16 protein-coding genes are annotated in these 20,158 nt (G+C 52.5%); 14 read left to right on the forward strand and 2 right to left on the reverse strand.

From position 1 onward, the window contains the following. Nucleotides 1-91: 91 nt before the first annotated feature. Complete coding sequence (apbC, locus tag ACJ8IP_RS13245) at nt 92-1,204, forward strand: iron-sulfur cluster carrier protein ApbC (RefSeq protein ID WP_033650602.1); 1,113 nt, start codon at nt 92-94, stop codon at nt 1,202-1,204. A 46-nt stretch (nt 1,205-1,250) separates the two neighbouring features. On the opposite strand, the gene ACJ8IP_RS13250 is transcribed toward apbC, so the two are convergent. Next, on the reverse strand, nt 1,251-1,880 hold the full coding sequence (locus ACJ8IP_RS13250; RefSeq protein ID WP_033650603.1) for a phosphatase PAP2 family protein: 630 nt from the start codon (nt 1,878-1,880) through the stop codon (nt 1,251-1,253). Nucleotides 1,881-2,112: 232 nt separating this feature from the next. Here ACJ8IP_RS13250 and udk point away from each other — a divergent pair, with 232 nt between their 5' ends. From udk to dcuC, 4 genes are all read left to right on the forward strand, one after another. Then, the gene (gene udk, locus ACJ8IP_RS13255; RefSeq protein ID WP_033642454.1) at nt 2,113-2,754 is read left to right on the forward strand and encodes a uridine kinase; all 642 of its coding nucleotides are present in this window, start codon (nt 2,113-2,115) and stop codon (nt 2,752-2,754) included. A gap of 125 nt (nt 2,755-2,879) precedes the next feature. Next, on the forward strand, nt 2,880-3,461 hold the full coding sequence (gene dcd / locus ACJ8IP_RS13260; protein WP_019454407.1) for a dCTP deaminase: 582 nt from the start codon (nt 2,880-2,882) through the stop codon (nt 3,459-3,461). 44 nt (nt 3,462-3,505) lie between these two features. Continuing rightward, nucleotides 3,506-5,338, forward strand: a complete 1,833-nt coding sequence (gene asmA / locus ACJ8IP_RS13265; protein ID WP_147837798.1) for an outer membrane assembly protein AsmA — start codon at nt 3,506-3,508, stop codon at nt 5,336-5,338. Between the two features lie 173 nt (nt 5,339-5,511). Next, the gene (dcuC, locus tag ACJ8IP_RS13270; protein WP_108680368.1) at nt 5,512-6,864 is read left to right on the forward strand and encodes an anaerobic C4-dicarboxylate transporter DcuC; all 1,353 of its coding nucleotides are present in this window, start codon (nt 5,512-5,514) and stop codon (nt 6,862-6,864) included. 31 nt (nt 6,865-6,895) lie between these two features. On the opposite strand, the gene ACJ8IP_RS13275 is transcribed toward dcuC, so the two are convergent. Beyond that, nucleotides 6,896-8,479, reverse strand: a complete 1,584-nt coding sequence (locus ACJ8IP_RS13275; protein ID WP_033642457.1) for a TerC family protein — start codon at nt 8,477-8,479, stop codon at nt 6,896-6,898. A 618-nt stretch (nt 8,480-9,097) separates the two neighbouring features. On the opposite strand from ACJ8IP_RS13275, the gene galU (ACJ8IP_RS13280) reads away from it, so the two are divergent. The 9 genes from galU (ACJ8IP_RS13280) (at nt 9,098) to ACJ8IP_RS13320 (ending at nt 20,150) form a co-directional block, all read left to right on the forward strand. Then, nucleotides 9,098-9,994: a UTP--glucose-1-phosphate uridylyltransferase GalU gene (gene galU / locus ACJ8IP_RS13280; RefSeq protein ID WP_033650760.1), complete on the forward strand. Its 897-nt coding sequence runs from the start codon at nt 9,098-9,100 to the stop codon at nt 9,992-9,994. A 53-nt stretch (nt 9,995-10,047) separates the two neighbouring features. Then, complete coding sequence (gene galU, locus ACJ8IP_RS13285; RefSeq protein ID WP_072628009.1) at nt 10,048-10,941, forward strand: UTP--glucose-1-phosphate uridylyltransferase GalU; 894 nt, start codon at nt 10,048-10,050, stop codon at nt 10,939-10,941. 436 nt (nt 10,942-11,377) lie between these two features. Further along, nucleotides 11,378-12,514 (forward strand): polysaccharide export protein, encoded by a 1,137-nt coding sequence (locus ACJ8IP_RS13290; protein ID WP_033650761.1) that lies wholly within the window; start codon nt 11,378-11,380, stop codon nt 12,512-12,514. Between the two features lie 10 nt (nt 12,515-12,524). Then, nucleotides 12,525-12,959: an arsenate reductase/protein-tyrosine-phosphatase family protein gene (locus tag ACJ8IP_RS13295; protein ID WP_033650606.1), complete on the forward strand. Its 435-nt coding sequence runs from the start codon at nt 12,525-12,527 to the stop codon at nt 12,957-12,959. A gap of 12 nt (nt 12,960-12,971) precedes the next feature. Beyond that, entirely contained in the window at nt 12,972-15,149 is a 2,178-nt protein-coding gene (gene wzc / locus ACJ8IP_RS13300) for a tyrosine-protein kinase Wzc (RefSeq protein WP_033650607.1), read from the forward strand. Between the two features lie 104 nt (nt 15,150-15,253). Continuing rightward, entirely contained in the window at nt 15,254-16,390 is a 1,137-nt protein-coding gene (locus tag ACJ8IP_RS13305; protein ID WP_442524422.1) for a glycosyltransferase family 4 protein, read from the forward strand. A gap of 1 nt (nt 16,391) precedes the next feature. Then, entirely contained in the window at nt 16,392-17,714 is a 1,323-nt protein-coding gene (locus tag ACJ8IP_RS13310) for a hypothetical protein (protein ID WP_442524423.1), read from the forward strand. 37 nt (nt 17,715-17,751) lie between these two features. Beyond that, nucleotides 17,752-18,816, forward strand: a complete 1,065-nt coding sequence (locus tag ACJ8IP_RS13315; protein WP_208060169.1) for a glycosyltransferase family 4 protein — start codon at nt 17,752-17,754, stop codon at nt 18,814-18,816. Nucleotides 18,817-18,989: 173 nt separating this feature from the next. Then, nucleotides 18,990-20,150, forward strand: a complete 1,161-nt coding sequence (locus ACJ8IP_RS13320; RefSeq protein WP_033650610.1) for a glycosyltransferase family 4 protein — start codon at nt 18,990-18,992, stop codon at nt 20,148-20,150. The last annotated feature ends 8 nt before the right edge of the window (nt 20,151-20,158 follow it).

Genomic DNA, 20,158 nt, shown 5'->3' on the forward strand with positions numbered 1-20,158 from the left:
AGGGCGGTTTCTTACAGGTTATACGCGCCAGCCGCCGCGCAGTTCTGGTATGCTTAGCCGGAAGCTACCCATTCAAAATCAAGGAGCCGGGATGAACGCAAAATCCCCTGAGCAGACCAACCCCGAAGTTCTGCGCGCCCTGGTGACCGGTGTACTGGCCGCCTTTGAACACCCGACGTTGAAAAACAACCTGACCGCATTGAAGGCTATCCATCACTGCGCGTTGCTGGACGATGTACTGCATATCGAACTGACGATGCCCTTTGCCTGGCAGAGCGGTTTTGAAGCGCTGCAGGCGAGCGTCGGCCCCGAACTGCTGCGCGTGACCGGCGCCGGCGCCATCGATTGGAAGCTGAAACACGATATCACGACGCTGAAGCGCGCCAACGCGCAGGCCGGGATCAAAGGCGTGCGCAACATCATCGCCGTCAGCTCCGGCAAAGGCGGAGTGGGGAAATCCAGCACCGCCGTCAACCTGGCGCTGGCGCTGGCCGCCGAAGGGGCCAAGGTCGGCATTCTGGACGCCGACATTTACGGCCCGTCGATCCCCAACATGCTGGGCACCGAACACGAGCGGCCGACCTCGCCGGACGGGCAGCACATGGCGCCGATCATGGCGCACGGGCTGGCGACCAACTCCATCGGTTATCTGGTGACCGACGACAACGCCATGGTGTGGCGCGGCCCGATGGCCAGCAAGGCGTTGATGCAGCTGCTGCAGGATACGCTGTGGCCGGATCTGGATTACCTGGTGCTGGACATGCCGCCGGGCACCGGTGACATCCAACTGACGCTGTCGCAGAACATTCCGGTGACCGGCGCGCTGGTGGTCACCACGCCGCAGGATATCGCCTTGCTGGATGCCGCCAAAGGCATCGTAATGTTCGAGAAAGTGCATGTGCCGGTATTGGGCATTGTCGAGAACATGAGCGTGCATATCTGCAGCAACTGCGGCCACCATGAGCCGATCTTCGGTACCGGCGGCGCCGAGAAGCTGGTGCAGAAATATAACAGCCGTCTGCTGGGGCAGATGCCGCTGCATATCTCGCTGCGTGAAGATCTGGATCGCGGTACGCCGACGGTGATCAGCCGCCCGGACAGCGAATTCGCCGACATGTATCGTCAATTGGCCGGCCGTGTGGCTGCGCAGATGTATTGGCAGGGCGAGGCGATCCCGACGGAGATTGCGTTCCGCGCGCTGTAATCAGCCTTTCGCAATGCAAGAACCCGGCTTAAACGCCGGGTTTTTTTTATGGGGTAGGGGTCGGCCTGTGCAGGTCGGCACGGGTATAAGGGCGTTCGATCTGCGCCAGCGTTTTGGCGATATGTTCCAGCAATCCCTGAGTGGGGGCCGGCTGCCGCTGCCCCATCAGCGCCAACGGCAAGGCCAGCGCGATGGCCAAATGCGGCCAGGCCAGCTGTGGTCGCGCTTTCCCTCGCTGCAGCCATAAAAACAGTGCGCTGGCCAGGTAGCCTAAAATCAGCCCGCTGATGACCTCGGATACCGAATGCACGCGGATTTCCAGGCGCGACACGCCGATGGTGAAAGGCAATATCCACCCGGTCAACAACGCGATGCTGCGCACCGGATGGGAAAATCGACCGGTTAAAGCCCAAAGCAGCGGCGGCCAGATGCTCGCGGCGAGGGCCGAATGGCCGCTGAATCCGGTGAAGTCATAACTTGCGCTACCAATGCCCCAGCCCATAAAGGCCAACTTGGACAGGCAGACCAGCCCGCCGGTGAAACCGAAAATCAGCGCCCATTGCCAGCCTGCAACGCGGGTGGCGGGCGATGCGAGCAGCAATAAAAAAAGAATCAGCGCGCAGGGCAGCAGCAGCATGCTGTCGCCGAAAAAAGTCAAAAAATACCAATCCAGCACATCATTCTCCGATGAAAGACTACGGGGTCCCTAAGTCAGCGCAGGAGTGTAACCTGTTGCGGGGCATTGCCCTAGCCGTGAGATTCTTAAAATGTCATATCGCCGGTAGGGCGCGATAGCCTGAATTCGCCCGCCGTCGCGCAATATACAGTGGCGCAAACCCCGACGACTCCCTATAATTGTCGCGTTTTAGTTCCCTCCCTTCACATTACGAAATCAGGTCTTTAATTTTATGACTGACAATCCGCATCAGTGCGTCATTATTGGTATAGCTGGCGCATCTGCCTCCGGAAAAAGCCTTATTGCCAGCACGTTGTACCGCGAACTCCGCGAGCAGGTCGGCGATGAGCACATCGGCGTTATTCCAGAAGACAGTTACTATAAAGACCAGAGTCACCTGACCATGGAAGAACGGGTCAAAACCAACTATGACCACCCGAGCGCCATGGATCACAACCTGCTGTTCCAGCATTTGCAGATGCTGAAGGCCGGCAAAGCGATCGAACTGCCGCTGTACAGTTACACCGAGCACACGCGCAAGAAAGAAACCGTCCACCTGAAACCTAAAAAAGTCATTATTCTGGAAGGGATCTTGCTGCTGACGGATATCCGCTTGCGCCAGGAGATGAATTTCTCGATCTTCGTCGACACGCCGCTGGATATCTGCCTGATGCGCCGCATGAAGCGCGATGTCAACGAGCGCGGCCGCTCGATGGATTCGGTGATGGCGCAATACCAGAAGACCGTGCGCCCGATGTTCCTGCAGTTTATCGAACCTTCCAAACAATACGCCGATATCATTGTCCCGCGCGGTGGCAAAAACCGCATCGCGATCGATATTCTGAAAGCCAAAATCAGCCAATTCTTTGAATAATGCCGCTTAATGGCCGGAAATGTGTATTTCCGGCCGGTGGCCAACTATTTGCACCCCGGCGTAGACCTTTCGCCCGTTGTGTGGCAATTTTTGTTTAGTTACGCGTTTTGATGGAGAAGAGAGACATGAGACTGTGCGACCGCGATATAGAAGCCTGGCTGGATAGCGAGAAACTGGTGATTTCCCCGCGTCCGCCGCTCGAACGCATCAACGGGGCCACAGTAGATGTCCGTTTGGGCAACCAGTTCCGCGTATTCAGCGGCCATACCGCGCCTTTTATCGATCTCAGCGGGCCGAAAGACGAAGTCAGCGCCGCGTTGGATCGCGTGATGAGCGACGAGATTGTCCTGCCGGAAGGCGAGGCGTTTTTCCTTCATCCCGGCGAGCTGGCCCTGGCGGTGACGTTCGAATCCGTGACGCTGCCGGACGATCTGGTGGGTTGGCTCGACGGCCGTTCTTCTCTGGCGCGCCTGGGGTTGATGGTGCACGTCACTGCGCACCGTATCGATCCGGGCTGGCATGGACGCATCGTGCTGGAATTTTACAACTCCGGCAAGCTGCCGCTGGCGCTGCGGCCGGGCATGCTGATCGGGGCCTTGAGCTTTGAACCGTTGTCCGGCCCGGCGGCCCGGCCATACAACAGCCGGCAGGACGCGAAGTATCGCGATCAGCAGGGCGCAGTAGCCAGTCGAATCGACAAGGACTAACGGCGCGGGATGCACCGTCGGTGTGGCGCTGACAAGAGGGTGGCATGAGAAGATTACTGACGACATTGGCGATTTTACTGGTGGTCGTGGTGGCGGGGATGTCCGCGCTGGTACTGCTGGTCAATCCGAATGATTTTCGCGGTTACATGGTCAAAAAGGTCGAGCAGAAGAGCGGCTATCAGCTGACGCTCGAAGGCGACCTGCGCTGGCATATCTGGCCGCAGCTCAGCATTTTGGCCGGGCGCATGACGCTGACCGCGCCGGGCGCGAAAGCGCCGGTAGTGAGCGCGGAAAATATGCGCCTCGATGTCAAACTGTTGCCTCTGCTGTCGCATCAGCTGTTTGTGAAACAGGTGATGCTGAAAAACGCCGTCATTCGCCTCACGCCCGATAGCGAAGAGCATTCGCAGATGGATGCCCCGATCGCGCCGGCCGGCACTGGCACAGACGCGGCAGATGCGGCCTGGAAGTTCGATATCGATAATCTGCGGGTCGTGGACAGTCTGCTGATTTGGCAGCGCGCCGACAATGAGCAAATTAATGTCCGGGATATCAATCTCACCCTGCAACAAACGCAGACGCGACAGGCGCAGCTGGAACTTTCCAGCCGGGTCAATCGCGATCAGCGCGACCTGACCTTCAGCATGGCGGCCGATGTCGACTTGCAGCAGTTCCCTCGCCAGATTGGCGCCAAAGTCACCCAGTTCAATTATCAACTGGCGGGTGCGGATATTCCGAACGGCGGTATTCAGGGAGAGGGCAATGCGCAGGTGGTCTATCAGCAGACGCCGGCGCAGATTGCCGTCAGCCAGCTGAGCGTCAGTGCCAATAACAGCCAATTGACCGGCGATATCAGCGCCACGCTGGGGGCGGTGCCCGGCTATGTGGTGAACCTCAATTCGGCTAACCTCGATCTTGATGCGCTCTCCGGCTGGCAATCCAGCACCAATACCGCCGAACAACCCGCTGTGACTTCCGCGCCGGTGATCGCCAGCCAGGTTGACGATCGGCAGCAGAATTTAGAGGCGCTGCGCGATTTCAATGCGCAGTTGAATCTGCAGGCCGCGCAGTTGACCTATCGCGGTATGAACGTCACTCAGTTGGCCGTCGTGGCGGACAACCAACGCGGACTGCTGACGCTGCATAAACTCGCCGGACAATTGGCCGGCGGTGATTTCTCCTTGCCGGGCTCGCTGGACGCGCGCGGCAATAAACCGGTGATCAGCGTGCAGCCGGCGCTGAATCAGGTTGAACTGGGCACGGTGCTCAAAGCCTTCGACATGCCGCAGATGTTGACCGGCAAATTCAGCATGAAAGGGGATTTGACCGGCGATCGCCTCTCTTCACAGTCATTTGAGCGCCGCTGGCGCGGTACGGCGCAGCTGGCGATGCAGGATGCGCAGCTGCATGGCCTGAACATTCAGCAGCTGATCCAGCAGGCTGTGGCGCGCAACGATAACAGCGTGCGTGGGCAAGACAGCTATCAGCGTTATACCGAGGTCAAAAACGTCTCGGCGCAGGCCAGTCTGAATCAGGGCACGATCAAGCTCAGCGGTCTGACGGCGGATTCTCCTTTGCTGGCGCTGACCGGTGCCGGCAGCATCGATATGCCGGGCAAACAGTGCGATATGGCGCTTAACGTGCGCGTCACCGGCGGATGGCAAGGGCGCGGCGAGCTGATCGAGCAACTGCAAAAAACGCCGATCCCGCTGCGGGTCTATGGGCCGTGGCAACAGCTCAACTATCAACTGCAGGTCGATCAGGTGTTGCGTAAAACGCTGCAGGATCGGGCTAAAGATGCGCTGAACAAATGGGCTGAAAAGAACAAGGATTCGCGCGAAGGTCAGGATCTGAAAAAGCTGCTCGACAAGCTGTAATCCCTCCGATGCGGGCCACAGTGTGGCCCGCGTCAATATCGAGGTTCCCGCGATAATTTCTCTCCGTTACCTTGATGAAGGTCATGAAGACCTCTGCTCAGTTTGTGCAGAGTAGGGGCCAGTTTTGCTATTACTGTGCGCTTGAGCGCGAAAAAATGACGAGTTGAGGAAACATGATAGAGCTCCTTATTGGCGCCGCAGTCGCGGCGGGCGTGGGCCGTTACATTATCAAGGGATATTCCGCTACCGGCGTCTTGTTGGTGGGGGGGCTGCTGCTGCTCGGCATCAGCGCGCTGATGGGGAAAACGCTGTTGCCGTCCGGCGCCGCCTCAACCGGCTGGCGCGCGACCGACATGATCGAGTACGTCAAGATTTTGCTGATGAGCCGCGGCGGCGATCTCGGCATGATGATCATGATGCTGTGCGGCTTTGCCGCCTACATGACGCATATCGGCGCCAACGACGTGGTCGTCAAGCTGGCTTCGCGTCCGCTGCAGATGATCAATTCGCCTTATCTGCTGATGGTGGCGGCGTATTTTGTCGCTTGCCTGATGTCGCTGGCGGTCTCTTCCGCCACTGGTCTCGGCGTGCTGCTGATGGCGACGCTGTTCCCGTTGATGGTGAACGTGGGCATCAGCCGCGGCGCGGCGGCTGCCATTTGCGCTTCGCCGGCGGCGATTATTCTGGCGCCGACGTCCGGCGATGTGGTGCTGGCGGCCAAAGCGGCGGAGATGCCGCTGGTGGACTTCGCGTTCAAAACCACGCTGCCTATCTCGATTGCCGCCATTGTCTGCATGGCTGTGGCGCATTTTTTCTGGCAGCGTTATCTCGACAGAAAGAGCGATGAACAGCATCACATCATGGACGTCAGCGAAATCAAAACCCATGCGCCGGGATTTTACGCGATATTGCCGTTTACACCGATCCTCGGCGTGCTGATTTTCGACGGCAAATGGGGACCGGAGCTGCACATCATTACCGTGTTGGTGGGTTGCATACTGTTGGCGGCATTGATTGAGTTCGTGCGCAGTTTCAGCGCGAAACAGGTGTTCAGCGGCCTGGAGGTAGCCTATCGCGGCATGGCGGACGCATTCGCCAGCGTGGTCATGCTGTTGGTGGCCGCCGGGGTCTTCGCGCAAGGGTTGAGCACCGTCGGCTTTATCAGCGGGTTGATCGGGCTGGCGCAGTCGTTCGGCACCGGCGGTTTGATCATGATGTTGGTGCTGGTGGTGATCACCATGCTGGCGGCCATGACCACCGGCTCCGGCAATGCGCCGTTCTATGCGTTTGTCGAACTGATCCCGAAACTGGCGGCGCAAATGGGCGTTAACCCGGCTTATCTGGTGATCCCGATGCTGCAGGCGTCTAACCTCGGCCGCACGCTGTCGCCGGTCTCCGGCGTGGTGGTGGCGGTCTCCGGCATGGCGAAAATCTCACCGTTCGACGTGGTGAAGCGCACTTCGGTGCCGGTGATTGTCGGGCTGGTGGTGGTGATCGTGGCGACGGAGTTGCTGGTTCCCCAGTAAAACCAAGGCCGGGCAATGCCCGGCCTCAATGTTAAACCTCGTAGTCCTCCGGTGGGGGAGGCGGGGTGATCTTCACTTTCAGGATACGGTGGCTGTTGACCTCCAACGGCTCGAACAGGTAGTCACCGATCGTGATTTGTTCGCCTTCTTGCGGCACGCGCTGGCTGTGTTCCATCAGCAGCCCCGCCAGCGTGTGGTATTCGCGCTTTTCTTCCAGCGGCATCGGCAGGTACAACACCAGATCTTCCAGCGGCATATAGCCGTTGGCGGTCCAACTGCCGTCCTCGTTTTGCTGAATGTCGTGGCGTGCATCCACCTCTTCGCCGGCCTCCGGCAGGTTGCCGGCGATGGTTTCCATCACGTCCGTCAGGGTGACGATGCCTTCGACGGAACCGAACTCATCGACCACAAAGGCAAAGTGCGTCTGTGCCTGGCGGAATTGCTCAAGGGCGCTCAACAGCGTGAGCTGTTCCGGGAAGATCAACGGTTGGCGTATCAGCGCGCGCAGATCCAGCGGCGCCTGCGCCAGCTGCTGTTTGAGGACGTCGATAGTGTGGATAACGCCCAACGGCTCATCGCTGGCGCTGCTTTCTACCACCACGATGCGCGTGTGTTGATTGCGCTCCAGCAATTGCGTCAGCTTCTCCTGCGGATCGTTCAGCTCAAGGTATTCGACGTCGTGACGTGAGGTCATGATGCTGCTGACCGTGCGCTGCGCCATACCCAGCACGCGTTCGATCATGCGCCGCTCTTGCTGATTGAAGATCTCGCCGTTTTCGCTGTCGCTGTCGGCCAGCAGATTGGCGGAATGACTGTCGACCTCGGCTTCTTCATGTTTGCCGCTCAGCATGCGCAGCACCGCCTCGGCGGTACGCTCGCGCAGCGGCCGCACCTTCGACAGGAAACGACGGCGGTTGAATTGCGCCAGTTGGTTCAATGCTTCGATCATCACCGAGAAGCCGATCGCCGCGTAGAGATAGCCTTTCGGAATGTGGTAGCCGAAGCCCTCCGCCACCAGGCTGAAACCGATCATCAGCAGGAAGCTCAGGCACAGAATGACGATAGTCGGGTGAGCGTTGACGAAGCGCGTCAGCGGTTTGCTGGCCAGCAGCATCAGGCCGATGGCGATACAGACCGCGATCATCATCACCGCCAGGTGGTCGACCATGCCGACCGCGGTGATCACCGAGTCGAGCGAGAAGACGGCATCCAGCACCACGATCTGCGCCACCACCGGCCAGAAGCGCGCGCCTTTGCGTGTGCCATGCTGCTCTTCATCCTTGCCCTCCAGCCGCTCGTTCAGCTCCATGGTGGCTTTGAACAGCAGGAATATGCCGCCGACCAGCATGATCAGATCGCGGCCGCTGAAGGGGTGTTCTGCGACGATGAACATCGGTTTGGTCAGCGTCGCCAGCCACGAGATGGAGGCGAGCAACGCCAGACGCATCACCAGCGCCAGCAACAGACCGACGACACGAGCCTTATCTCTTTGTTGTTTTGGTAGTTTATCCGCCAGAATGGCGATGAAGACAAGGTTGTCTATACCCAGAACGATTTCCAGCACGACCAATGTGGCCAGGCCGGCCCAAATTGTTGGATCAGCGATCCATTCCATACGCCCAATTTCACCTGTAAGTTCTACGGCTTATGCCGCACGGGAATGATGGGCGCTGAGGCGGCAAAATTCAACTCTAATCCGGGACATGTCGACAAAAACGGGCGTTGCAAGACTTTGCGCAACAAATATTGTTCGCCGATGCTGGGCATGAAAGCGGCGGGCGGTATCAGGCTGTTTTTGCCGGAATACGCCTCGCTCATAAAAAGAACGTCTCTATAAATCTATTTAAATCAAAATATTAAAATCTCTCTCCACGTCAGGGACTCGTTACGGTATGTGGCATGAGTAGTCTTATTCTGAAAACGGCTGGCTGGGGGGATCTAAGGCTTGTATCACTTGGACATTAGTATAAGAATCCTAGCCATATAAACGTCAGTAACTAACATTGTTTGGTTATAAAGGCTCCAGTTTTTTTATTGTTTTGTGAGCGGTGCGGCAATCCAGATTAAGAGCAAATGCCGCTTTACAAAAAGTGATTTGGCTCACGGGGTGACGTGAGTGAAAACGTCAATAACAGTACTTTGGTAGCTGCAAGCCAAGGGCGGTAGCATGCTTGATGAATGTTCCCTTTTTACTTGCCGCGGGGATGCAGCGCCACGATGAATTGGAATGAAAATGCAGAAAAGACTCAAGGCAGTGATCCCTGTAGCGGGCTTGGGAACCCGAATGTTGCCGGCAACCAAAGCCATCCCTAAAGAAATGTTGCCGGTGGTCGATAAGCCCTTAATTCAGTACATCGTCAGTGAGTGCGTAGCGGCGGGCATCAAAGATATCGTTTTGGTTACCCATTCATCAAAAAATGCGATTGAAAACCATTTCGATACCTCCTTTGAGCTGGAGGCGATGCTCGAAGCGCGCGTGAAGCGTCAGTTGTTGGCCGAAGTAAAAAGCATTTGCCCACCGGATGTGACCGTGATGCAAGTGCGCCAGGGCCAGGCGAAAGGGCTGGGACATGCCGTATTGTGCGCCAAGCCGATGATAGGCGATTCTCCTTTCGTGGTGCTGCTTCCGGATGTTTTGCTGGATGATGCAACCGCGGATCTGCGCACAGAGAATCTGGCCAGAATGCTCCAGCGTTTCGACGAGACGGGATTCAGCCAGATTATGGTTGAACCGGTGCCGGAACAGGATGTGTCCAAATATGGCGTAGTTGACTGCGCCGGCGCGACGATCGCTGTGGGTGAAAGCGCGCCGATGACGGCCGTGGTAGAGAAGCCGGCTCGCGAGGATGCGCCTTCCAATCTGGCGGTTGTTGGCCGTTATGTGCTCGCCGCCGATATTTGGCCGTTGCTTGAAAAAACGCCGCCCGGCGCGGGCGATGAGATCCAACTGACCGATGCGATCGCGATGTTGATGGATGAACAAACGGTGGAAGCGTTCCACATGAGCGGTAAATCCCATGATTGTGGTGACAAGCTTGGCTACATGAAGGCATTTGTGCAGTATGGATTGCGTCACGGCTCCGAAGGCGAAAACTTCAGTCGCTGGTTGAAGCAGACGTTGAATAAGTAACAGGCTGTCGCCACTGCGGCTGAAAGCGATCACCAGATTGAATGAGGGCTACTATGACGAAGTTGAAAGCGGTTATTCCTGTGGCAGGGCTGGGTATGCGTATGCTTCCGGCGACCAAGGCGATTCCGAAAGAAATGTTGCCGATCGTAGATAAACCGCTGATTCAATACATTGTCAATGAATGTGTTGCTGCCGGGATCAAAGAGATCATCTTGGTGACGCATTCTTCTAAGAACGCCATCGAAAACCACTTTGATACCTCATTCGAATTGGAGGCGATGCTGGAGGCTCGTGTGAAACGGCAGCTGTTGGATGAGGTGCAGTCGATAACGCCAAAAGGCGTCACGCTGATGCATATCCGGCAGGGGCAGCCAAAGGGGTTGGGCCACGCGGTGCTCTGTGCCAAACCTTTGGTCGGTGATTCGCCGTTTGTCGTTCTGTTGCCGGATATCTTGCTGGATGACGCAAAAGCCGATTTGAAGAAAGACAATCTGTCACACATGATTGCGCGCTTTGAACAAACCGGTCTGAGCCAGGTGTTGGTTCAGACGGCGGATGAACACGTCCTGCATGACTATTCTGTGGTGCAGTGTGAAGCCAGCAGCCTGGCTCCTGGCGAAAGCGCTCGTATCACGTCGATTATCGAAAAACCGGCGCCGGAAACCAAGTTGGAATCCAACTATTCGGCGGTGGGACGTTATGTGTTGTCAGCGGATATTTGGCCTCTTCTGGAGACGACCAAACCGGGGGCCTGGGGCCGTATTCAACTGACCGATGCGATTGCCGAATTGTTGAAACACAAACCGGTAGAGGCAACAGAGTTGGTTGGGGAGTCGTTCAACTGTGGTGAAAAACTGGGGTACCTGCGGGCGTTTGTCACCTACGGTTTGCGTCATCCTACTCAGGGCAAGGCTTTCCGGGAATGGGCCGAACAGCTGACGTTTTGAACTAGACTGGATGGTTTCCCATCGGCCCGATCACTGTAAGGAAATCAGGAGAGTGGTTGAATTTTGGGGAATTTCACTGTCTCAATTTTTATATTAGTATACATTCAATAGCGGGTTGCTGAGTTGCCTTGGCGAGTGATTTTTGCACGAACTTGCCAGGCTGCTCTGCAATATACTGTTATTAATACAAATTAAAGCCCGAATCGGCCCCGGTATCGATTTTCGCCAATGCGAGGCTTCTCAGCTTATTTATCTTGCCAATAATAGCTTTGCTCTTATCAACGGCAGATAAACGTTATTGAAAATTGCAACAGGGCGCTTATTGAGAGACGGCGCAGCAAGTGTCAGGCATTTTGATAAGGTTACAGCGAGGCAGCCACGGTTGGCTAGCATTGTAGCTTTGCAGATACATTTACTTGAAAGTGATGATAATTTGATGGCAAAACGACAATTGAAAGTGATATCGCTATTGATATCAATTAGCGTAATCAGTGGATGCACGGTGTTTCCTGGAACCCACTTATCGACCAGTGGAAAAGATGTCGTAAAACAAGAAGATGCTGACTTCGATATTGATAAGCTGGTCAATATTTACCCTATGACGCCTAAACTGCTGGATTCGATGCGTCCCGCAAAGGTGGTTGCTCAGTCGAATGCGCAATTGGACGCATCGCTGCGCACGTATGAATACCGGATTGGTGTGGGTGACGTCCTTAACGTAACGGTTTGGGACCATCCTGAACTGACTACGCCTGCGGGCCAATACCGCAGCGCCAGCGACACCGGTAACTGGGTGCATGCCGACGGTACTATTTTCTATCCTTATATCGGTAAGGTGAGCGTGGTAGGTAAAACGGTCACCGAGATCCGCGATCAAATCGCCAGGAGACTGGCGCAATACATTGAAAGTCCACAGGTTGACGTCAATATCGCCGCTTTCCGTTCACAGAAAGCGTATGTGACGGGGGAAGTCGCCAAGTCGGGTCAACAACCGATCACCAACGTGCCATTGACGGTGATGGATGCCATCAACGCCGCCGGCGGGCTGACGGAAGATGCCGATTGGCGCAATATCATTTTGACTCACAACGGCAAAGAGCAGCGCCTTTCATTGCAGCAACTGATGCAAAATGGGGATTTGACCCAGAACCGCCTGCTCTATCCCGGGGACATTCTGTACATTCCTCGTAATGACGATCTCAAGGTATTCGTGATGGGGGAAGTAAAAACTCCATCCACGCTCAAAATGGATCGCAGCGGTATGACGTTGACGGAGGCGTTGGGTAGCAGTCAAGGGCTTGTACAATCGAGTGCTGACGCGACAGGCATTTTCGTTATTCGACCTCTGCATGGCACTCAGGGCAATAAACTGGCAAACATCTATCAGTTGAATATGTCGGATGCGACAGCCATGGTGATGGGGACGGAATTCCACCTTCAGCCTTATGACATTGTCTATGTCACTGCGGCGCCGGTCGCTCGTTGGAATCGTCTGGTCACGCAGTTGGTGCCAACCATCGACGGCTTCAACAACCTGACGGAAGGTACGCTGCGTATTCGTAACTGGCCGTAGAGGATACGCTATGTTTGATTCTGTTTTGGTTGTCTGTGTTGGAAATATCTGCCGTTCTCCGACGGGGGAGCGGCTGTTGAAAAAACATCTGCCACAAAAAAAAATCGCGTCGGCCGGTATCGGCGCACTCGTCGGTAAGCCGGCGGATGAGGCTGCGGTGGCGGTGGCGGAAGAGCATGGTCTTTCTTTGGATAACCATGTTGCACAGCAGTTGACCAAGGAAATGTGTCGTGAATATTCGCTGATACTGGTGATGGAAAAAAGTCACATTGAGGCCGTTTGCCGTTTAGCCCCCGAAGTCAGGGGGAAAACCATGCTGTTCGCTCACTGGATGGGGCAGGCTGAAGTTCCTGATCCGTATAAGAAGAGTCACGAAGCGTTTGAGTTTGTATATAACCTTCTGGCTGAAGCTGCGCAGAAATGGGCAAAAGCATTAAATCGTTAACCAGAGATGACAATGATTGATAATAGCAAACTGGGTCCGGCTGCGGGCGCAAGTAATGATGAGATTGATTTAGGTCGGTTGCTGGGAACGCTGCTGGATCATCGGTGGCTGATTATAGGGATTACGACATTCTTTGCTGTGATCGGCATCGTCTATTCTCTGTTCGCAACGCCTGTATACCAGTCGGATGCATTGATTCAAGTTGAACAAAGTTCGGGTAACTCGATCCTCAACAACCTTTCCGAAATGTTGCCCACGGCACAGCCTGGTTCTGCGGCGGAGATTGAGCTGATCAAATCCCGCATGGTGCTTGGCAAAACCGTCGCAGATTTGAACCTGAATACGGTCGTTGAACAAAAATACTTCCCGATCTTTGGGCAGGGTTGGAATCGTTTGATGGGGAACGAACCCGGCAAGATAGCCTTGTCGCGTTTGTCTATTCCTTATTCATGGAATGAGAAAGACCTTGAGCTGGAAGTGATTGATAAAAACAGTTTCGCTCTCAGCGTTGATGGTGATGAATTCCTCAAAGGCAAAACGGGTGAGCTGGTCAATCAAAAAGGCGTGACCATGCTGGTCAGCGAAATTGACGCGGCGCCTGGTACGGTCTTCAAAGTGACCAAGCGCAGCGATCTGATGGCTATTAACGCGTTGCTCGCGGCGTTGACGGTTGAAGATAAAGCCAAGGACACCGGCGTGTTGGCGTTGACCCTGCAAGGGGAAGATCCTGAGCTGGTGGGTAAAACGCTCGACAGCATTTCGAAAAATTATTTGCTGCAGAACGTTGAGCGTAAGTCGGAAGAAGCGGCCAAGAGCCTCGAATTTCTGAAAGAGCAGTTGCCGCAGGTGAGAACCTCTCTGGACATCGCCGAAGATAAGCTGAATAAGTTCCGTCAAGACAATGATTCCGTCGATCTGTCGCTTGAAGCCAAGTCTATGCTGGACAGCGTGGTTTCTGTCGAGGCACAACTGAATGAGTTGACCTTCAAAGAAGCTGAGATATCGAAGCTGTACACTAAAGAGCACCCGGCATATCGTGCTTTGATGGAGAAGCGTGGGACCCTGGAAGGGGAACGCGCGAAGCTGAATAAACGTATTAGCGTAATGCCTAAGACGCAGCAGGAAATCTTGCGGCTAACCCGAGATGTTGATGCGGGTAAAGAAATTTACATGCAACTGCTGAATAAGCAACAAGAGCTTGGGATCACCAAAGCCAGTACCGTGGGTAATGTGCGTATTGTCGATCCGGCGGTGACTCAGCCAAAACCGGTTCAGCCACGTAAAACCTTGATTGTTCTGCTGTGTGTGGTGTTGGGCGGGATGTTCTCCATCGGCATCGTGGTGCTTAAAACCATGCTGCACCACGGAATCGAGAGTCCTGACGAGTTGGAGCAACGCGGTATCAACGTCTATGCCAGCATTCCATTGTCTGAATGGCAGCAGAAAAAAGACCGCGAAATGTTGCTGCGCACTCATCGCAAGTCCAATACGCGCGCCAACTCGTTGCTTGCCGTCGGCAACCCGGCTGACCTTGCCATCGAAGCCGTTCGCAGTCTGCGCACCAGCCTGCATTTTGCGATGATGGAAGCGAAGAATAATGTGCTGATGATTTCCGGCGCCAGTCCAAACATCGGTAAGACGTTTGTCAGTATCAACCTGGCGGCGGTTATCGCTCAGGCGGGGCAACGTGTGTTGGTTATCGACGCCGACATGCGAAAAGGGTATTCACATACATTGCTGGATGCCGATTGGCAAAATGGTCTGTCTGATATTTTGTCAGGCAAAATCGATGCGGCCAGCGCGGTTCGTCCTACGCAAATCAACGGTATGGACTTCATTCCGCGCGGCCAGATTCCACCGAATCCTTCTGAGTTGCTGATGCACAGCCGTTTTGCCGATTTGGTCGAATGGGCGGACAAGCATTATGATCTGGTTCTGATCGATACTCCGCCTATCCTGGCTGTCACCGATGCGGCAATTATTGGCCACCATGTCGGTACGGCGCTGATGATCGCGCGCTTCGGTATGAACACGGTTAAAGAACTCGAGATCAGCGTGCGCAGATTCGATCAAAACGGTATCGAGATCAAAGGCATTATTCTGAACGCCGTTGAACGTCGCGCAAGCAGCTATTATGGCAACTACGGTTACTACCAGTACGAATACAAATCTGGCGGTAAAGACGCGTAATAAAGCAAATCTCCCTTCAAGAGGTTATAAGTGTCTTTATAACCTCGCTTTATCTAAAGCGCCTAGTCTTACGGCGCCGAAATACCTGATAAAAACCGGCTATTATGAATATATTAATTGTTAATACATTATATGCACCATTCAAGGTTGGCGGCGCGGAAGTGTCTGTGCAACTTTTGGCGGAAGAGCTGGTTTCAAAAGGCGATAGAGTTCGTGTAGTTTGTTTACACGATGAAAAGTTCAGAAAGCAGACGGAAATAAATGGCGTCGAGGTGGTTTATTTACCGCTGAAAAATCTGTACTGGCCTTTCAGTAATGAGCAAAAAGGGAAGTTGTCAAAAATCGTCTGGCATTTGGTTGACAATTTCAATCCAATGATGGGAAAGGCTTTCTCCAGAGAGTTAGATGATTTTAAACCCGATGTGGTACATACCAATAACATCAGTGGCTTTTCTGTTGCGATTTGGGACTGTGTCAAAAAAAGGAATATAAAACTCGTCCATACGGCTCGTGACTATTATCTCTTTCACCATAACTGTACGCTGTTTCAACATGGGGAAAATATGGATGTAGGTTCTGCAGCGGTTCAGTTGACATCTATGGTGAAAAAACGGAAAAGCCAGAATGTCGATAGGTTTGTCGGCATCAGCAAGTACATCTCTGCATTGCATCAAGATAATGGCTTTGCCATTAATGCCCGACATAGTCACATCTACAATCCGATAAAAAAAAGTCATGTTGCCGACCAATCGTCGTCGATTATCCGGATTGGCTTTATTGGCCGTTTGACTGCAGATAAAGGGTTCAAGGCGTTCTGCGCCAAAGCGTTGGAAATGACGATACCGGGTGAGGTGGAGTTTTACGCTGCCGGGCGTTTTTCCTCCTCGGATGAAGGCCGCGCCTTGCAACTCAGGGCGGAGGAGGCTGGCGTCCATCTGTTGGGGTTTGTGCCGGTAGAATCCTTCCTGGCTCAGATTGATATGGTTTATTTGCCTACACTCTGGAATGAACCGTTTGGCCGAGCAGTAGCGGAAACGGCTGCTGCCGGCAAGCACGTCTTCACTTCTTTCGCCGGTGGCGTTGCTGAAATCGCTGAACATTACCCCAATGTATATCAGCTGAGTGAATTTACGTTGGAAAAACTGCGAATCTTAAAAAATGAGCGCGTCGAGTTTGTTGATGTGAATCCCTTTGACGCCGGGCGGTTGGCTGCGGGTTATCAAGAGGTTTATAAGAGCTGATATGGGATTCTCATCGAAAAAATTCGCAGACTATTTTGTTATCACCTATCTGGTAGTAATTTCAATCAGTGGGGTTATCAATATCGTCGCTCACAATACGACGCGCCTGATACTGCTTTATAAAGATGTCTATTCTTTGGCATTACCGGCGTTTTTGCTGCTTTATCTGGCGGCAAATAAGAGTAGAACCGGCCCGGGTTTTAGAAGCTACCTACTGCTGTTTATTGGCATGGTTATGCTTTCTCTGTCATATGTCCTTATTTCTATTCTTAACAGCAATTTTAAAATTGGTAACGTCGTTACGCAATTCCGCTTCGAATTGTTTACCTATTCGTCGTTGCTGGTTGCCGCACTCTTGGTGTGTCTAGAGCCTGAACATCGCATGAAATTGCTGATGAGGCTGATTAAAGTTTACGTCATAGTCACCGTTGTCAATGCTATTTTCGCCATACTGGAAAGCGTGTTTTCAGGTTTGCTTTATGCGCTGACCGGGGTAAGTCCTGGATTGCAATTTACGCAAGTGGGAAAAGATAATGGGCTGATTTTACGTACCGCAAGCGGATTCTTTAGGGCGATAGGTCTTTTTAGTAGTCCTTTTACACTATCTGAGTTTTTATTCTTCGGTCTCATATTAAGTCCATTTGTTAGTAAGAAAAATCGCTTGAGATATATATTGATTGTCTCGGCCGGTATTGTCTGTTCCACATCGAAAACAGCTATAATTATGGCCGGTATTTATTTTGGCTATCTGTTTGTTCGTCGATTCCTATCGTTGAAAGCCAGTTTAGCCAGTGTGGTGCTTGTATGCGTGGCATTGTCATCATTCTTCTACGCAACCATGACGGACATGGGGATCTATAAATCTATCTATTCAAGCGATAATAATTATGCAGAGCAAAGTATTCTGGAAAGGATCTTACTGATTGAAGAAGTGAGAAATAGTGACACCTATTCAATTTTTACCGGAGCAGGTTACGGCGTTAACGGTAATGCCGCGGTCGGTGATGATGCTGCGCTGCCGTTGGACAGTATCTATATTTTCTTGCTTTCCAACTATGGCGGAGTGGGAATTTTCATCTTCTTACTTGCTGCGTCAATTATTTTGCTGAAACTGTATAATAAAGTCCGTTATAGACAGTTCTACACGGGCGTGTTCCTGTATTGGATGATTTCGCTATCTATCAACTTAGTTTATAACAACCCGATTACTAATTATCCAGGGTATGTTTTCTCGATTATTATTTCTGCTTTGCTTTTGTCATTTAGACAAGATGAGTTTTCTAAGGTGGCTGATGCCCAAAGGCTCCAAGCGCAGACACGATAAGCTTGAATTGTATAGTGGCGTCGTCATAGAGGTATATATGATTGTTGTTAATGCACGATTTCTCACACAAGAGTTAACAGGGGTGCAGCGCTTTGCCGAACAGATTAGCCTGGCGCTACGGGAACTACGCGACGATATCGTTTTTGTTTCACCTGGTGACATAAAGAATACGAAAGCTGCTGAGTTGCTCAATGTAAAGGTGGTTGGACATCGAACCGGGCATCAATGGGAACAACGTGACCTGCCAAAATATCTGAAAGCCAATGGCAATCCATTGTTAATCAATTTAGGGAATACTGCGCCGCTGTGGTATAAGAATAAGGTCGTGACTCATCATGACGTGACTTATAAGAAATTCCCGCAGAGCTATTCTAGAAAGTTTCGGTTGATGTATAACCTGCTGATTCCCATCATGCTAAAAAACAGCCGTGCACTATTGACCGTTAGTGAATTTTCTAAAAAAGAAATTACGACGGCTTATGGTTACAATCCGAAAAATACCTTTGTGATCGCCAATGCCGTATCCGATCTTTTTTCTCGCAGAAGTGTCGAGAGTGCCAGCAATACTGATGAGCGTTTTCTGTTGGCGGTTTCGTCGCCTAACTATCATAAGAACTTTCATGGTTTACTGGCCGCTTTTTCTGCCGCATGTCAAAATACGGATGTTAAACTTAAGATTATCGGTGGAAAGAATAAGAATTTTTCAGGCATGGATTTCTCTGGCAATGATGAGAACGCCATGAAGAATGTTGAATTCTTAGGGCGAGTCACCGATGAAGAGTTGGTGGCGATTTACCAACGCGCTTTAGCGTTTGTTTTTCCTTCGTTCTATGAAGGCTTTGGTATTCCTCCATTGGAAGCCCAAGCTTGCGGATGTCCCGTCGTTTCGTCGAACCAGGCCTCCTTACCCGAAGTATTGGCGGATAGCGCCCTGTATTTTAACCCGTATAAGCATCAGGAAATGGTTGATGCACTGAATAGAATTATCAACGATGAATCGTTGCGCGAACAGCTCAAAGAGAAAGGCTACAATAACATCGGTCATTATTCCTGGCTTGAATCGGCCAGGAAGTTGGAAAATATTATCACTCAGTTGAGATAGCGCTAGAATATTAGGTGTTCGGTAATTGTAGAACGTTATTATGAAATTGCGGATGCCTGGCATATCTGAAGAGACGTTGAGAAGATATCATTCAGCGATTCAGAAAAGCCGAATCATTAGTGAAGAGTATTCTTGTATTGGGATTTCAAATTTAAGGTGAGTTGGGGAGAGGTATGTCTGAACAGAAGTCGTTAAATGTCGGGGTCGTAGCCGATTGGTTGGTGACCTACGCAGGAGCTGAGCGCGTAATAAAAGAGTTTATTGACATATATCCCGATTCTACTCTCTATTCCGTGGTCGATTTTTTGTCGGATGCCGCTCGACAACAGATTCACAACAAGCATGCCACAACCACATTCATACAAAATCTACCGAAAGCCAAGACCAGCTATCAAAAGTATTTGCCTCTGATGCCGTTGGCTATTGAGCAGCTTGATGTCTCCTCTCATGATGTCGTGCTATCCAGCAGTCATGCTGTGGCCAAAGGCGTTCTGACTGGACCCGATCAGCTGCATATCAGCTATGTGCATTCGCCCATCCGTTATGCCTGGGATCTGCAGCATCAATACCTGCGCGAAGCTAACTTGATGAAGGGCATGAAAGGGCGGTTGGCTAAATGGTTGCTGCACAAAATTCGCATGTGGGACTATCGTACCGCTAATGGCGTTGACCATTTTATCGCTAATTCACAGTTTATTGCGCGTCGTATTAAGAAAGTGTATGGCCGTGAAGCCGACGTTATTTATCCACCTGTTGATGTGGATCGATTCTTACTTAATGAAAACAAGGATGATTTCTATTTTACGGCGTCGCGAATGGTCCCTTATAAGCGTATGGACTTGATCGTTGAAGCTTTCAGTGCGATGCCTGACAAGAAGCTGATCGTGATCGGCGACGGCTCGGAGATGGCGAAGATCAAAGCCAAAGCGGGCAAAAACGTTGAGATCTTGGGATACCAGAGCAATGAGGTATTGCAGGATCACATGTCCAGAGCCAAAGCGTTTGTTTTCGCTGCTGAAGAAGACTTCGGCATTACGCCGGTAGAGGCGCAGGCATGCGGAACACCCGTTATCACCTTCGGTAAAGGTGGCGCGTTGGAAACCGTGCGTCCGTTTGGCGTCAGCAATCCTACCGGGCTTTTCTTCTCGGAACAAACGGTCCCTTCGTTGGTCGCTGCCGTAGAGCAATTTGAGAAAATACAGGACCAAATCAGCCCTGTTGACTGTCGTACTCAAGCCTGCAAATTCTCTGCGGAACGTTTTCGCAGTGAGCTGACCGAATACATTAATGCCAAATGGCATGAGTTCAATACCGCGAAAACCATAAAATACTGATCGGTGAG

This window comes from Serratia sp. CY52157 (assembly GCF_052168495.1).
GTDB lineage: Bacteria > Pseudomonadota > Gammaproteobacteria > Enterobacterales > Enterobacteriaceae > Serratia > Serratia ureilytica.

Bases quoted from the DNA above. Each gene is read 5' to 3' on its own strand.
- apbC (WP_033650602.1), top strand. From the start codon at position 92: ATGAACGCAAAATCCCCTGAGCAGACCAACCCCGAAGTTCTGCGCGCC.
- udk (WP_033642454.1), top strand. From the start codon at position 2,113: ATGACTGACAATCCGCATCAGTGCGTCATTATTGGTATAGCTGGCGCA.
- dcd (WP_019454407.1), top strand. From the start codon at position 2,880: ATGAGACTGTGCGACCGCGATATAGAAGCCTGGCTGGATAGCGAGAAA.
- asmA (WP_147837798.1), top strand. From the start codon at position 3,506: ATGAGAAGATTACTGACGACATTGGCGATTTTACTGGTGGTCGTGGTG.
- dcuC (WP_108680368.1), top strand. From the start codon at position 5,512: ATGATAGAGCTCCTTATTGGCGCCGCAGTCGCGGCGGGCGTGGGCCGT.
- ACJ8IP_RS13275 (WP_033642457.1), bottom strand. From the start codon at position 8,479: ATGGAATGGATCGCTGATCCAACAATTTGGGCCGGCCTGGCCACATTG.
- galU (WP_033650760.1), top strand. From the start codon at position 9,098: ATGCAGAAAAGACTCAAGGCAGTGATCCCTGTAGCGGGCTTGGGAACC.
- galU (WP_072628009.1), top strand. From the start codon at position 10,048: ATGACGAAGTTGAAAGCGGTTATTCCTGTGGCAGGGCTGGGTATGCGT.
- ACJ8IP_RS13290 (WP_033650761.1), top strand. From the start codon at position 11,378: ATGGCAAAACGACAATTGAAAGTGATATCGCTATTGATATCAATTAGC.
- ACJ8IP_RS13295 (WP_033650606.1), top strand. From the start codon at position 12,525: ATGTTTGATTCTGTTTTGGTTGTCTGTGTTGGAAATATCTGCCGTTCT.
- wzc (WP_033650607.1), top strand. From the start codon at position 12,972: ATGATTGATAATAGCAAACTGGGTCCGGCTGCGGGCGCAAGTAATGAT.
- ACJ8IP_RS13305 (WP_442524422.1), top strand. From the start codon at position 15,254: ATGAATATATTAATTGTTAATACATTATATGCACCATTCAAGGTTGGC.
- ACJ8IP_RS13310 (WP_442524423.1), top strand. From the start codon at position 16,392: ATGGGATTCTCATCGAAAAAATTCGCAGACTATTTTGTTATCACCTAT.
- ACJ8IP_RS13315 (WP_208060169.1), top strand. From the start codon at position 17,752: ATGATTGTTGTTAATGCACGATTTCTCACACAAGAGTTAACAGGGGTG.
- ACJ8IP_RS13320 (WP_033650610.1), top strand. From the start codon at position 18,990: ATGTCTGAACAGAAGTCGTTAAATGTCGGGGTCGTAGCCGATTGGTTG.